This is a genomic window from Streptococcus ruminicola (assembly GCF_011387195.1).
GTDB lineage: Bacteria > Bacillota > Bacilli > Lactobacillales > Streptococcaceae > Streptococcus > Streptococcus ruminicola.
Genome location: NZ_CP046919.1, coordinates 368336 through 382061, shown reverse-complemented (window position 1 = coordinate 382061; position 13726 = coordinate 368336). Strand labels below are relative to the sequence as shown.

At 37.6% G+C, this 13726-nt stretch carries 15 protein-coding genes; 14 read left to right on the top strand and 1 reads right to left on the bottom strand.

Annotation, left to right across the window (positions count from 1 at the left end):
• Nucleotides 1-73 precede the first annotated feature (73 nt).
• Entirely contained in the window at nt 74-2482 is a 2409-nt protein-coding gene (locus tag GPZ88_RS02010; RefSeq protein WP_166043208.1) for a DNA translocase FtsK, read from the top strand.
• 31 nt (nt 2483-2513) lie between these two features.
• On the opposite strand, the gene GPZ88_RS02005 is transcribed toward GPZ88_RS02010, so the two are convergent.
• Nucleotides 2514-2867: a DUF3397 domain-containing protein gene (locus GPZ88_RS02005; RefSeq protein ID WP_133017523.1), complete on the bottom strand. Its 354-nt coding sequence runs from the start codon at nt 2865-2867 to the stop codon at nt 2514-2516.
• Nucleotides 2868-3168: 301 nt separating this feature from the next.
• Here GPZ88_RS02005 and rplK point away from each other — a divergent pair, with 301 nt between their 5' ends.
• The 13 genes from rplK (at nt 3169) to GPZ88_RS01940 (ending at nt 13725) form a co-directional block, all read left to right on the top strand.
• On the top strand, nt 3169-3594 hold the full coding sequence (gene rplK, locus GPZ88_RS02000) for a 50S ribosomal protein L11 (RefSeq protein WP_020917264.1): 426 nt from the start codon (nt 3169-3171) through the stop codon (nt 3592-3594).
• A gap of 155 nt (nt 3595-3749) precedes the next feature.
• Nucleotides 3750-4439 carry a 50S ribosomal protein L1 gene (rplA, locus tag GPZ88_RS01995; RefSeq protein ID WP_004232886.1) on the top strand — a complete coding sequence of 230 codons (690 nt, stop codon included), beginning with the start codon at nt 3750-3752 and terminating at the stop codon, nt 4437-4439.
• Between the two features lie 207 nt (nt 4440-4646).
• The gene (pyrH, locus tag GPZ88_RS01990; protein ID WP_166043206.1) at nt 4647-5384 is read left to right on the top strand and encodes a UMP kinase; all 738 of its coding nucleotides are present in this window, start codon (nt 4647-4649) and stop codon (nt 5382-5384) included.
• Between the two features lie 52 nt (nt 5385-5436).
• A complete protein-coding gene (gene frr, locus GPZ88_RS01985) occupies nt 5437-5994 on the top strand; it encodes a ribosome recycling factor (protein ID WP_004232884.1) in 558 nt (185 codons plus the stop codon).
• A 215-nt stretch (nt 5995-6209) separates the two neighbouring features.
• Nucleotides 6210-7076 carry a CvfB family protein gene (locus tag GPZ88_RS01980; RefSeq protein WP_074560733.1) on the top strand — a complete coding sequence of 289 codons (867 nt, stop codon included), beginning with the start codon at nt 6210-6212 and terminating at the stop codon, nt 7074-7076.
• Nucleotides 7077-7240: 164 nt separating this feature from the next.
• Nucleotides 7241-7750 (top strand): peptide-methionine (S)-S-oxide reductase MsrA, encoded by a 510-nt coding sequence (msrA, locus tag GPZ88_RS01975; protein WP_039696483.1) that lies wholly within the window; start codon nt 7241-7243, stop codon nt 7748-7750.
• A complete protein-coding gene (locus GPZ88_RS01970) occupies nt 7747-7962 on the top strand; it encodes a YozE family protein (protein WP_024343704.1) in 216 nt (71 codons plus the stop codon). Before msrA ends, GPZ88_RS01970 begins: the two co-directional genes overlap by 4 nt.
• 105 nt (nt 7963-8067) lie before the next feature.
• Nucleotides 8068-9132 (top strand): PhoH family protein, encoded by a 1065-nt coding sequence (locus GPZ88_RS01965; RefSeq protein WP_021142893.1) that lies wholly within the window; start codon nt 8068-8070, stop codon nt 9130-9132.
• A 193-nt stretch (nt 9133-9325) separates the two neighbouring features.
• Nucleotides 9326-9556: a hypothetical protein gene (locus tag GPZ88_RS01960; RefSeq protein WP_039691622.1), complete on the top strand. Its 231-nt coding sequence runs from the start codon at nt 9326-9328 to the stop codon at nt 9554-9556.
• Nucleotides 9557-9625: 69 nt separating this feature from the next.
• Complete coding sequence (locus GPZ88_RS01955) at nt 9626-10156, top strand: GNAT family N-acetyltransferase (protein ID WP_027968465.1); 531 nt, start codon at nt 9626-9628, stop codon at nt 10154-10156.
• 292 nt (nt 10157-10448) lie between these two features.
• The gene (locus GPZ88_RS01950; RefSeq protein WP_166043204.1) at nt 10449-12677 is read left to right on the top strand and encodes a starch-binding protein; all 2229 of its coding nucleotides are present in this window, start codon (nt 10449-10451) and stop codon (nt 12675-12677) included.
• Between the two features lie 159 nt (nt 12678-12836).
• Nucleotides 12837-13334, top strand: coding sequence for an rRNA maturation RNase YbeY (gene ybeY, locus GPZ88_RS01945; RefSeq protein ID WP_021142888.1), 498 nt, complete (start codon nt 12837-12839; stop codon nt 13332-13334).
• On the top strand, nt 13315-13725 hold the full coding sequence (locus tag GPZ88_RS01940) for a diacylglycerol kinase family protein (RefSeq protein ID WP_004232870.1): 411 nt from the start codon (nt 13315-13317) through the stop codon (nt 13723-13725). Before ybeY ends, GPZ88_RS01940 begins: the two co-directional genes overlap by 20 nt.
• The last annotated feature ends 1 nt before the right edge of the window (nt 13726 follow it).

Genomic DNA, 13726 nt, shown 5'->3' with positions numbered 1-13726 from the left:
TTATTTAGCTATTTCATTTTATCATAAATCTACGCTAATAACCTAAAAGCTTAAAAAATGCTATAATAAGGGTATGGCAAAATCAAAAAGTAGAAGAAAAGGTCGTAAAACACGGCGACCGACAAAAGCAGAAATAAAAAAACAAAAGGCACTGGAACGCTTTATTTTAGCAATTGTGACAACGGTTATTTTTTTCTTTGCGATGGCTCGCTTGGGAATCTTTGGGATAACGGTTTACAATCTTGTGAGACTAGCAGTAGGAAGCTTGGCTTACGTGTTGATGGTTGCAGTCCTACTCTATTTTCTTGGATTTAAGTGGTTTCACAAGCAGGCTGGACTTATTGGCGGTTTTGTGGTGACCATGATTGGTCTCTTATTAGAATGGCATGCTTACCTTTTTTCACTATCAGCCTTTCGTGGCAAGGAAATCTTCTCCACAACAGCTAGTTTGATTTTTAGCGATTTGGTCAAGTTCAAAGTCACTAAATTTGTTGGTGGCGGTATGTTTGGTGCTGTTTTATACAAACCCGTTGCTTTTCTTTTTTCAAATGTTGGCACATTTTTGATTGGGGGACTTTTCATCATTCTTGGACTCTTTTTGATGAGTCCTTGGGAAGTTTATGACCTCATTGATTTCTTCAAAGAAAAATCACAAGAGTGGGCTGCCAAACATGAAATCAGAAAGCAAAAACGCTTTGTCAAACGTGAGGAAAAACGTGCGCTTGCCGAGCAAAAACGTCAAGAAAAAGCTCAAAAAGCCGAAGAAGAACGTTTGGCTCAGTTGACGGTTGATCAAGAGACTGGTGAGATTTTAGATGGTCCAGATGACAATGAAGCATCGTTGTTTGACAATATTCCAGCTGAAAATGCTGCAGTTGAACCTGAAATTTTGGCTTATGAGCATGTGCCAGAAGGTTTGAAAGAAGCAGCTTCTGAAGAAAATCTTGAACCAGAAGTGACACCAGCTGAGCAAGAAATGCTTGATCAAGAAGATGATGGGGAACCATTGGAAGTTGATTTCACAGCTAAGGCAAATCTTCTTTATAAGCTTCCTACCATTGATTTATTTGCACCTGATAAGCCGAAGAATCAGTCAAAAGAAAAAAACATTGTCCGTAGAAATATCAAGGTCTTGGAAGATACCTTTAATAGTTTTGGAATTGATGTCAAGGTTGAACGAGCTGAAATCGGTCCGTCAGTTACAAAATACGAAGTGAAACCAGCCGTTGGTGTGCGTGTTAACCGCATTTCAAACTTGGCTGACGATTTAGCACTGGCCCTTGCAGCAAAAGACGTTCGTATTGAAGCACCGATTCCAGGTAAATCGTTAGTTGGTATTGAGGTACCAAACTCAGAGATTGCTACAGTTACTTTCCGTGAGCTTTGGGAACAAGCAGACACAGATCCAAATAAACTTCTTGAAGTCCCACTTGGTAAGGCTGTTAATGGAACTGCTCGTACCTTTGACCTCGCTCGTATGCCTCACTTACTTGTGGCAGGTTCTACAGGTTCAGGTAAATCTGTTGCCGTCAACGGTATCATTGCAAGTATTTTGATGAAAGCACGCCCAGACCAAGTCAAGTTTATGATGATTGACCCTAAAATGGTTGAGTTGTCTGTTTATAATGACATTCCACACTTGCTAATTCCTGTGGTAACCAATCCACGAAAAGCAGCGCGTGCGCTTCAAAAAGTGGTTGATGAAATGGAAAATCGTTACGAACTCTTCAGTCATTTTGGTGTGCGAAATATCGCAGGATACAATGCCAAGGTTGAAGAATTTAATGCACAGTCAGAGCAAAAACAAATTCCATTGCCACTTATCGTGGTTATCGTCGATGAACTTGCTGACTTGATGATGGTTGCCAGCAAAGAAGTGGAAGATGCGATTATTCGTTTGGGACAAAAGGCGCGTGCAGCAGGTATTCACATGATTCTTGCGACACAACGTCCATCTGTAGATGTCATCAGCGGTTTGATTAAGGCAAACGTGCCATCACGTGTAGCCTTTGCCGTATCATCAGGAACTGATAGTCGTACGATTTTAGATGAAAATGGTGCTGAAAAACTTCTTGGACGTGGTGATATGCTCTTTAAACCAATTGATGAAAATCACCCTGTTCGTTTGCAAGGTTCATTTATATCAGATGATGATGTTGAACGTATTGTTGGCTTTATCAAAAATCAAGCTGACGCAGATTACGATGATAGTTTTGATCCAGGTGAAGTGTCTGAATCTGATTTGAAATCAGGTGGAGGCGGTGGCTCACAAGAAGGTGACCCACTCTTTGAAGATGCTAAAGCTTTGGTTCTTGAAACTCAAAAGGCAAGCGCCTCAATGCTCCAACGTCGTTTGTCAGTCGGATTTAACCGTGCGACTCGCTTGATGGATGAATTAGAAGCAGCAGGAGTCATCGGACCAGCCGAAGGAACAAAACCACGTAAAGTTCTAATGACCAATCCAAACCCAGAAGCACAATAAAAAAACGTTAGCCAGAAGGTTAACGTTTTTATTATGCAAGTGTAAAAACTAAAATTAAAACAATAATGTAAAAAATAAATGTGACGATAAAACCTGAACGCCAGAAAAATTTACCAAAACGACGGTAAGAAAATGAGTGATTTCTCTTTAAGAAAAATGCGGTTAAGCTAAGCGCCAGTAAGGATAAACAGATTAAATAGTAAAAGAAAACACTGCTATCTAAAAATTTATTAACGACCAAAGCAATCTCAAACGCAAAAAGTGGAAAAGCAAGGTCAGTAAAGAGAATTCCAAAACGTTTTAAATTGAAAAATTTAACAAGAATATAAGCAAAAATAGGTGTTAAAAAGATAAAAGAAAAGGAAAATAATTTGTACATCATCATGTCTTATATTTTATACTGAAAGTTTGAAGAAGTAAATGATTAGAAGATTTTTCTTGAAAAATACTTTTAAATTTTTTATCAAGCTAGTAAAGGAAATTTAGCCGAATCAAAAAGTTGAAAGTGCTTGCTTTTAAAAACTAAGCTAAAACTTGTCACATCAAGCATTTTTTAGGAAATATTTGATGCAAATTCCTTGCTTTTTCTCTAAATTAATGTATAATTGATGAGTATGCTATTGAGCATATCTGTGGGAGGTAAAAATCTTAATTACCGCCAAAACCACAACAGGAGGATTTTATAAATGGCTAAAAAAGTCGAAAAAGTTGTTAAACTTCAAATTCCTGCTGGTAAAGCTACACCAGCTCCACCGGTTGGACCAGCTCTTGGTCAAGCAGGTATCAACATCATGGGATTCACTAAAGAATTCAACGCTCGTACAGCTGATCAAGCTGGTATGATCATCCCAGTTGTTATCTCAGTATATGAAGACAAATCATTTGATTTCGTAACTAAAACACCACCAGCTTCAGTTCTTTTGAAAAAAGCTGCAGGTGTTGAAAAAGGTTCAGGAACACCTAACACAACTAAAGTTGCAACAGTTACTCGTGCACAAGTACAAGAAATTGCTGAAACTAAAATGCCAGACTTAAACGCTGCAAATGTTGAATCTGCAATGCGTATGATTGAAGGTACTGCTCGTTCTATGGGATTCACTGTTGTTGACTAATCAATAGCAACCCAATTAGTGGATTAATTGAGGTAAACACACTGTACCGTTGAGATTAATTCACGCTAGACCCGCAAGACTTCATCGTAATTTGATGAGTGACGTGGGAGATTTTAAATCAAATCGATATGACCACATTACAAGGAGAATTTTAAATGGCTAAAAAAAGCAAACAAATGCGTGCTGCACTTGAAAAAATCGACAGCACTAAAGCTTACAGCGTAGAAGAAGCTGTAGCTCTTGCAAAAGAAACTAACTTCGCAAAATTTGATGCATCTGTAGAAGTTGCATACAAACTTAACATTGACGTTCGTAAAGCAGACCAACAAATCCGTGGTGCAATGGTATTGCCAAACGGTACTGGTAAAACACAACGTGTTCTTGTATTCGCACGTGGTGCTAAAGCTGAAGAAGCTAAAGCTGCTGGTGCAGACTTCGTTGGTGAAGACGATCTTGTTGCTAAAATCAACGACGGTTGGCTTGACTTTGACGTAGTTATCGCTACACCAGACATGATGGCTATCGTTGGACGTCTTGGACGTGTCCTTGGACCTCGTAACCTTATGCCAAACCCTAAAACTGGTACAGTAACTATGGACGTTGCTAAAGCAGTTGAAGAATCTAAAGGTGGTAAAATCACTTACCGTGCTGACAAAGCAGGTAACGTACAAGCTATCATCGGTAAAGTATCATTCGACGCAGACAAATTGGTTGAAAACTTCAAAGCTATCCACGAAGTTATGGTAAAATCTAAACCAGCTACTGCTAAAGGTACTTACATGACTAACTTGTCAATCACTACTACACAAGGTGTAGGTATCAAAGTAGATCCAAGCTCATTCTAATTGATACATTAATGAAGAATCCGTTTCTTTGAAACGGATTTTTTTATGGGCTGTGTGATCTTTCTAATGAAATGAAAAGGGAAATGATTTATCTGTTTGAATCACATAGTTGATCTGTTTTTAATCTTTCAAAATTCAACGAATTTTGCTAGGTAAAATAGGTAAATTATGTTAAAATAATAAAGATAAAAAAAGGAGTAACTTGAAGTGGAACCTAAGTATAAACGTATTTTAATTAAATTATCTGGTGAAGCGTTAGCTGGTGAAAAAGGTGTCGGAATCGACATTGAAACTGTTAAAACTATCGCAAAAGAAATTGCTGAAGTACATAGTTCAGGTGTAGAAATTGCTTTGGTTATTGGTGGTGGAAACCTTTGGCGCGGTGAACCAGCTGCTGCAGCTGGTATGGACCGTGTTCAAGCTGACTACACAGGTATGCTTGGAACAGTTATGAACGCTCTTGTTATGGCTGATAGCCTTCAACAAAATGGTGTTGATACACGTGTTCAAACATCAATCCCAATGCAAAACGTTGCTGAACCATACATCCGTGGTCGTGCGCTTCGTCACCTTGAAAAAAATCGCATCGTGATTTTTGCTGCTGGTATCGGCTCACCTTACTTCTCAACTGATACAACAGCTGCTCTTCGTGCCGCTGAAATCGACGCTGAAGCTATCTTGATGGCTAAAAATGGTGTTGACGGTGTTTACAACGCCGATCCTAAGAAAGATGCTAATGCTGTCAAATTTGATGAATTGACACACGGTGAAGTCATCAAACGTGGTCTTAAAATCATGGACGCAACTGCATCAACACTTTCAATGGACAACGATATTGATTTGGTTGTCTTCAACATGAACCAAGCTGGTAATATTAAACGTGTTGTCTTTGGTGAAGCTATCGGTACAACCGTTTCAAATAAAGCTGAACACCACGACAACTAATTGTCAGCTCTGCTATTTCCCAAAAAACAAGAAATGAGGATTAATAAAATCTATGGCTAATGCTATTATCGAAAAAGCTAAAGAACGCTTTGAACAATCACACAGTTCATTAGCACGTGAATTTGCTTCAATTCGTGCAGGTCGTGCAAATGCATCACTTTTGGACCGCATTCAAGTAGAATACTATGGAGCAATGACACCACTTAACCAATTGGCTTCTATCACAGTTCCAGAAGCACGTGTTCTTTTGATTTCTCCATTTGATAAATCATCATTGAAAGATATCGAACACGCAATCAACGCTTCAGACCTTGGTATTAACCCTGCTAATGACGGTTCAGTAATCCGCTTGGTTATTCCTGCCCTTACAGAAGAAACTCGTAAAGCACTTGCTAAAGACGTTAAAAAAGTCGGTGAAAATGCTAAAGTTGCTATCCGTAACATTCGTCGTGATGCTATGGACGAAGCTAAAAAACAAGAAAAAGCTAAAGAAATCACTGAAGACGAATTGAAAGTTCTTGAAAAAGACATTCAAAAAGCAACTGATGAAGCTGTTAAACATATCGACACTATGACAGCAAACAAAGAAAAAGAATTGCTTGAAGTCTAATTAATAAGAAAAAAGGTTAGGGGGAGTGGGACAAAAATCGGTAATTTCGAAGAAATTCGATTTTGTCGTCCCACCCCCGCACAGTTGAGTAGGGTTGTAAAAGCTGATTTATCAGCGCATTAGAATCCACTCAACCACTGCGCCTTGATTATTACAATTGCATAAATAATGAGGCTGAGCACTTTTGTCTCAGCCCTTTTATAAAGGAAGAATAAATGAATAATTTACTTGCCACTGTCATCACAGGACTTGTGATTGACGAAAATGCGAAAGCGTATTTTGTACAAAAAGATGGCGTGACTTTTATGTTAGACAAGGCTGAAGGTGAACATAAGATTGGTGATATGGTCAAAGGATTTGTCTACACTGATATGCACCAAAAAGCTCGTATGACAACAGCGGAAGTTGCCACAACTCGTACTAGCTACGGTTGGGGTGTTGTCACGGAAGTTCGCCGCGATTTGGGTGTCTTTTTGGATACAGGTCTTGCTGACAAACAATTTGTTGTGTCACTTGACGTCTTGCCTGATATGAAAGAACTTTGGCCTAAAAAAGGTGATAAACTTTATGTTCATCTTGACGTGGATAAAAAAGACCGTATCTGGGCAATTCCAGCACAACCTGAAGTTTTCCAAAAAATGGCTGGACCAGCTTACAATAACATGCAAAATGAAAAATTGCGTGCCATTGTTTACCGTTTGAAATTATCTGGAACATTTGTTTACTTGCCAGATAATAACATGCTTGGCTTTATTCACCCAAGTGAGCGCTACGCGGAACCACGTCTTGGTGAAGAAGTAACTGCACGTGTTATTGGATTCCGTGAAGTTGACCGCACCCTTAACTTGTCATTAAAACCACGTTCATTTGAAATGCTTGAAAATGATTCACAAATGATTTTAACTTATTTGCAATCAAATGGTGGCTTTATGACACTAAACGATAAATCATCTCCAGCAGATATCAAAGCAACATTTGGTATTTCTAAAGGTCAATTTAAAAAAGCACTTGGTGGCTTGATGAAAGCACGTAAAGTGAAACAAGACCAATTCGGTACAGAATTAATCGAAAACGAGGATTAATGGTAAAAAGATTGCGATTTAGTTTTTTAATTAGTCGTAGTCTTTTTCATTTCAAAAGTATCCACAGGATATAACTCGCTTTTTAATTTTCAGGCTCGTGAAAAAATATCCACTGGATATTTTTTTTGATATAATAGATTCACTAGATTTTTGGAGGTTATAGAATGGAACGTGCGATTTTTGCGGGTGGTTGTTTCTGGTGTATGGTGCAACCATTTGAAGAACAAGATGGTATTTTGTCAGTTCGCTCTGGATATACTGGTGGGCATGTGGAAAATCCGACTTATGAGCAAGTTAAGGCGCATGAGACTGGACATACTGAAGCGGTTGAGATTATTTTTGATGAAGAAAAAATCTCTTATGGTGATTTGGTAGAGATTTATTGGGCACAGACTGATCCAACCGATGCTTTTGGGCAATTTGAAGATCGTGGTGACAATTATCGTCCTGTTATTTTTTACAGTGATGACCGTCAAAAAGAAATCGCTGAAGCTTCAAAAGCAGCATTGCAAGCATCAGGTCGATTCAAAGATCCGATTGTCACAGCTATTGAACCCGTCCAACCATTTTATGTGGCAGAAGATTATCACCAAGGTTTTTACAAGAAAAATCCTGAACACTACGCTGAAAGTAGCGCTATCAGACATGCATTTTTGGAGGAAAATTGGAAATGAGAAAGTCATTTTACACTTGGTTGATGACGCAACGTAACCCAAAAAGTCATGAGCCTGTAGCGATTTTAGCTGACCTTGTTTTTGAAGATACAACATTTCCAAAGCACACCGATAATTTTGAAACGATTAGTCGCTATCTAGAAGATGAGGCTGATTTTGCGTTTAATCTTAGCGAATTTGATAAAATTTGGGAAGATTATCTTGCTCACTAAGCATAATGGATTTTTTAAATCATAAAGGAAATCACGGTAAGTCGTGATTTTTTGCTTTAAATAAGCTATAATAGGCTTATCAAACACAAGAAAGAGGGACTCTATTTGCAAGAGCATTCTGTTGAAATTACTTTAAATCATCCTGATGATGTGCTAGCGCTGTTTGGCTCAAATGAGCGCCATTTGAAATTAATTGAAGAAAATCTTGGTGTGATTATTCATGCCCGCACAGAGCGTGTACAGATTTTGGGAGATGATAAAGAAAGTGTCGAGTTAGCTCGTGTAACGATTCAAGCTTTGTTAGTTTTGGTTTCTCGTGGCATGTTAGTTAATACATCTGATGTGGTAACGGCTCTTTCTATGGCACAAAATGGCTCTATTGACAAATTTGTTGCCCTTTATGAAGAAGAGATCATTAAAGATAATTCTGGAAAACCGATTCGTGTAAAAACACTTGGACAAAAAGTTTATGCGGACAGTGTTAAATCACATGATGTGGTCTTTGGTATTGGACCAGCTGGTACTGGTAAAACCTTCCTTGCGGTTACTTTGGCAGTAACGGCTTTAAAACGTGGTCAAGTTAAACGTATCATTTTAACACGACCAGCAGTCGAAGCGGGTGAAAGTCTAGGATTCTTGCCAGGTGACTTAAAAGAAAAAGTTGATCCATATCTTCGTCCAGTTTACGATGCACTTTACCAAATTTTAGGAAAAGAGCAAACAACACGCTTGATGGAGCGAGATATTATTGAAATTGCTCCGCTTGCTTACATGCGTGGTCGAACACTTGATGATGCTTTTGTGATTTTAGATGAAGCACAAAATACGACAATCATGCAAATGAAAATGTTCTTGACACGTCTTGGTTTCAACTCTAAAATGATTATCAATGGTGATACAAGCCAGATTGACCTACCTAAGAAAGTCAAGTCAGGTCTTATTGATGCTACTGAAAAATTGAAACACATTAAGCAAATTGATTTTGTTCATTTCTCAGCAAGTGATGTGGTTCGTCACCCAGTAGTTGCTGAAATTATCAATGCTTATGAAAAAGATGCTGAAAGAAAGCAAGGTCACCATTCAACTGAAAAAACAGCTGAAACTGCTACAGAATCAGGCTTTGCAAGCTATGAAACTATCGGTCAACCTGCTAGCGATAAAAAAGAATAATCCAATGATCATGCACCAAGATGGTGTGTGATTTTTTTGTAAAAATAAAATTTTCATATTTGCGAATAACTTTGAAGCTTGAATTTTTATGCTAAAATATCTAATATATCGGGGGATTTGTAATAAAAATTTAGGATTTAGGTATAAAACACTTTGTTAAATTTATAAATTAGTTTTTTCGGAGGAGAAGGTTATGTGTAATGGTACTTCACTTGAAGAGTTGAATAAAATTAGTGTCAAATTGACAAATCAAGCTGACAAGCTAAGTCAAGAACTAGAAGCTCTAGATAAAGCTGAATACAAAGCGTACGAACGTGATGAAGAAGCTGAATTGCTCGTTAAAATGAGTGAACAAGCTAAAGTACTAGCACATGAATTTCAGACTCTGCTTTTCAATATCAATGCAAACATGGAAAAAATTTGAGGTTAATTTTTTAACCTCTTTTTTTGTATGATAAAATGTGAGAAAATTGGTCATAAAGTGAGGTAAGAGATGATTGAAGAAGAATTAAAAAAGAATAAAACAATGGAAACAAATCGACTTTTGTTAAGGCCCGTTACGATGGCTGATGCAAGTGCTATGTTTTCTTACACCTCTGATAAAGAAAATACTAGATGGGACTTTCCAGCTAACCAAAGTATTGAAGAAACTAAAAGAGTGATTGAGGATGTTTATTTAAGAAATCCTCTTGGCAGATATGGCATTGTTTTAAAAGAAACATCTGAATTCATCGGTACAATTGATATTATGAATTGGTCTGATGGTATCAGTGCAGAAATTGGTTATATCATCAACAAAAGTTTTTGGGGACAAGGTTTTGCGACTGAAGTTAGTCAAAAAATTGTCGACTTTTGTTTTGAAGGTTTAGGGCTAAAAGAAGTTAATGGCTATTGTGCTGTTGAAAATCCAGCTTCGGCGCGAGTATTGAGTAAAATCGGCATGGTGGAAGTAGAGCGTATCCCGAACGCAAAACAATTTAATGGAAAATGGGTGACTTTTCAACATTTTCAAATCAAAAAATAATTTTAGTTTTAAAATTTTTACCACATTCTCGATTAAATTATCAAAAAATTGTCATTATTTGTTTGCGTTTTCATAAAAATGTGTTATACTTTTATTGGATATGCAACCGATTGCAAAATAAAAAGTGTTTAGGAGGACAGCTTATACGTTAATCATAATAGCAGTGTTATTTTAGAATTAGCAGAACAGTATGTGATTGATTGGGCAGGTTTCGCACGTCGTTCTAGCTTATTTTTTTACAGTTCAATGAAAACGGTTGCGTATTTTAATTTATCTTTTTAGGAGATTATCCATGACATTTCAGAATAAAGTAAATTTGAAAAAGAAGATGAAAAAAAGTCTAGGTTCATTGCTTATTTTAACAGCTATTGGTGCTGGCGGCTTAGTTCAAGTCAAAGTCGTTAATGCAGATGAACAAGTGTCAATGAAAGATGGTACGATACTTCATGCGTGGTGCTGGTCTTTCAATACCATTAAAGATAATATGCAAGCCATTAAAGACGCAGGTTACACAAGTGTTCAAACGTCCCCAATCAACACTGTTGTAGCTGGCGAAGGCGGAAATAAGAGTTTAAAAAATTGGTACTATCAATACCAACCAACTATTTATAAAATCGGTAACTATCAATTAGGTACTGAAGAAGAGTTTAAAGAAATGAATCGTGTGGCTGATCAATACGGCATTAAAATTATTGTGGATGCCGTCTTAAACCACACAACTTCAGATTACAATCAAATCAGTCAAGAAATCAAAAACATCCCTAACTGGACACACGGAAACACTCTCATTTCTGATTGGCATAATCGCTACGATGTTACTCAAAATGCACTTCTTACACTTTATGATTGGAATACTCAAAATGAATATGTCCAACAATATTTGTTGAATTATTTGAAACAAGCAGTAGCTGATGGTGCGGACGGTTTCCGCTATGATGCCGCAAAACACATTGAATTGCCAGGCGAATACGGCAGTAACTTCTGGAATGTTATTTTGAACAACGGTTCTGAGTTCCAGTACGGAGAAATTTTGCAGGATGATGTTTCAAATGATGCTGGATACGGTAAGTTGATGAGTATCACTGCTTCAAATTACGGTCAAAAAATCCGTTCAGCGCTAAAAGACCGTCATATCTCAGCAGGAAATTTGATGAATTATCAAGTTTCAGGCGTTGATGCAGCAAATCTTGTTACCTGGGTAGAATCACATGACAATTATGCAAATGATGACCAAGAATCAACTTGGATGAATGATAGTGATATTCGTCTTGGATGGGCTATGATTACAGCTCGCGCTAAAGGAACACCATTGTTCTTCTCACGTCCAGTCGGTGGTGGTAATGGCACGCGATTCCCAGGTCAATCACAAATTGGTGATGCAGGTAGCAATCTTTACAAAGACGCGACAGTGACTGCTGTTAATAAATTCCATAATGCCATGGTTGGAGAATCAGAATACCTTCGTAATCCTGGTGGTGATGAACAAGTTGCAATGATTGAACGTGGCACAAAAGGTGCTGTTATTGTGAACCTTGTTGACGGCGACAAACAAATTAATTCTGAAACTAATTTGGCTGATGGTACATACACTGACAAGGTTTCTGGTCGACAATTTAATGTTTCAAATGGTCGTATTACAGGTAGCGTTCCATCACGCTCAGCCGTTGTTTTGTATGATGACCAAGCTAGCCAAGCAGCTCAAGTTTCAGTTGATGGTTACAAAGAAGGCAACAATAGCATTTCTAAAGCCACAGAAGTAACATTGAAAGCTAAAAATGCTGACTCTGCGACATACAAACTTGGTAATGGTCAAGAGGTGGCTTATAAAGACGGTGATAAAGTCACTGTTGGTGAAGGACTTGAAGCTGGTCAATCAACTACTCTAACATTGGCTGCAACAGGAGCTGACGGTCAATCAACAACGAAGACATACACTTTCACAATGAAAGACCCAAGTGCTGAGACTAACATTTACTTCCAAAACCCAGATAATTGGTCAGATGTTTATGCTTACATGTATTCAGCAAAAGATAATAAACTTCTTGGCGCATGGCCTGGAACTAAGATGACTAAAGAAGCATCAGGTCGCTATTCAATCACAGTTCCTGCTTCATATGCTGAAGAAGGTGTGAAAGTTATCTTCACAAATAATCAAGGCTCACAATATCCACAAAATGAAGGTTTTGATTTCAAAGCAGAAGGCTTGTACTCAAAAGCTGGCTTGATGCCTGATGTGCCAGCAGGAAAAACTCGTGTAACCTTTGATAACCCTGGTGGTTGGGATAGTGCGAATGCTTACCTCTACTATGGAAATCCTGTTCAATATCCTCTAGGTGTATGGCCAGGAACACAAATGACTAAAGATGATGCTGGTAATTTCTACCTCGATCTCCCAGAAGAATATGCTGATGTAAATGCAAAAATCATCTTTAATCAACCTGGAACAAGCAACCAATTTCCTTATAGTGACGGATTTAACCTTGTAAAATCTGGAAACTATAATAAAGATGGGCTAAAATAATTGTCCTTATCTCAATTCTAACTCCTTTCCCTAAGAAGTAGCTTTTCCCTCAGGCTACTTCTTTTTGTACTCAAAAACTTTCTTAGAGGCTAAAATGGCGCTGTTATCTGTAATATGGTATAATATGCTTGATATAATTAGATTTGAAAGAAGATTTATATGTACGTTGAAATGATAGATGAAACTGGTCAAGTTTCAGAAGAAATCAAAAACCAAACTTTGGATTTATTACAATTTGCTGCTGAAAAGACTGGTAAAGAAAATAAAGAAATGGCTGTGACTTTTGTAACAAATGAACGCAGTCATGAATTGAATTTGGAATATCGTGATACTGACCGTCCAACTGACGTCATCAGTTTAGAATATAAACCTGAATCAGATTTGTCATTCTCAGAAGAAGATTTGGCTGAAAATCCTGAATTAGCTGAAATGCTAGATGAATTTGATGCTTATATCGGTGAACTCTTTATTTCAGTTGATAAAGCGCGTGAACAAGCAGAAGAATACGGTCATTCTTTTGAACGTGAAATGGGCTTCTTAGCGGTGCATGGTTTCTTACACATTAATGGTTATGACCACTATACACCTGAAGAAGAAAAAGAAATGTTTACTTTACAAGAAGAAATTTTGACTGCCTATGGACTTAAGAGACAATAATTCACCTAAAAAGTGGAAAAATCGCACCTTGATGTCGAGTATGGAATTTGCTATAACTGGGATTATTACAGCATTCAAGGAAGAACGAAATATGCGAAAACACATGGTATCAGCTATTTTAGCGACTTTAGCAGGAGCTGTTTTTCGTTTATCGGCGATGGAATGGTTATTCTTATTTTTAGCCATCTTTTTAGTCATTACTTTGGAAATGATTAATTCTGCGATTGAAAATGTGGTAGACCTTGCTAGTGATTATCACTTTTCAATGCTAGCAAAAAATGCCAAAGACATGGCAGCAGGAGCTGTGTTAGTAGTATCTGCTTATGCTGTGGTGACAGGATTGATTATTTTTGTGCCAAAAATTATTGCTTTGATTTTTGGAAGTCACTAAC

What these genes read in the sequence shown, in the direction of transcription:
- GPZ88_RS01955 (WP_027968465.1), top strand. Translation starts at nt 9,626, where the DNA reads ATGATTGAAGAAGAATTAAAAAAGAATAAAACAATGGAAACAAATCGA.
- GPZ88_RS01980 (WP_074560733.1), top strand. Translation starts at nt 6,210, where the DNA reads ATGAATAATTTACTTGCCACTGTCATCACAGGACTTGTGATTGACGAA.
- GPZ88_RS01960 (WP_039691622.1), top strand. Translation starts at nt 9,326, where the DNA reads ATGTGTAATGGTACTTCACTTGAAGAGTTGAATAAAATTAGTGTCAAA.
- msrA (WP_039696483.1), top strand. Translation starts at nt 7,241, where the DNA reads ATGGAACGTGCGATTTTTGCGGGTGGTTGTTTCTGGTGTATGGTGCAA.
- GPZ88_RS02005 (WP_133017523.1), bottom strand. Translation starts at nt 2,867, where the DNA reads ATGATGATGTACAAATTATTTTCCTTTTCTTTTATCTTTTTAACACCT.
- rplA (WP_004232886.1), top strand. Translation starts at nt 3,750, where the DNA reads ATGGCTAAAAAAAGCAAACAAATGCGTGCTGCACTTGAAAAAATCGAC.
- GPZ88_RS01940 (WP_004232870.1), top strand. Translation starts at nt 13,315, where the DNA reads ATGGACTTAAGAGACAATAATTCACCTAAAAAGTGGAAAAATCGCACC.
- GPZ88_RS01950 (WP_166043204.1), top strand. Translation starts at nt 10,449, where the DNA reads ATGACATTTCAGAATAAAGTAAATTTGAAAAAGAAGATGAAAAAAAGT.
- rplK (WP_020917264.1), top strand. Translation starts at nt 3,169, where the DNA reads ATGGCTAAAAAAGTCGAAAAAGTTGTTAAACTTCAAATTCCTGCTGGT.
- frr (WP_004232884.1), top strand. Translation starts at nt 5,437, where the DNA reads ATGGCTAATGCTATTATCGAAAAAGCTAAAGAACGCTTTGAACAATCA.
- ybeY (WP_021142888.1), top strand. Translation starts at nt 12,837, where the DNA reads ATGTACGTTGAAATGATAGATGAAACTGGTCAAGTTTCAGAAGAAATC.
- GPZ88_RS01970 (WP_024343704.1), top strand. Translation starts at nt 7,747, where the DNA reads ATGAGAAAGTCATTTTACACTTGGTTGATGACGCAACGTAACCCAAAA.
- GPZ88_RS02010 (WP_166043208.1), top strand. Translation starts at nt 74, where the DNA reads ATGGCAAAATCAAAAAGTAGAAGAAAAGGTCGTAAAACACGGCGACCG.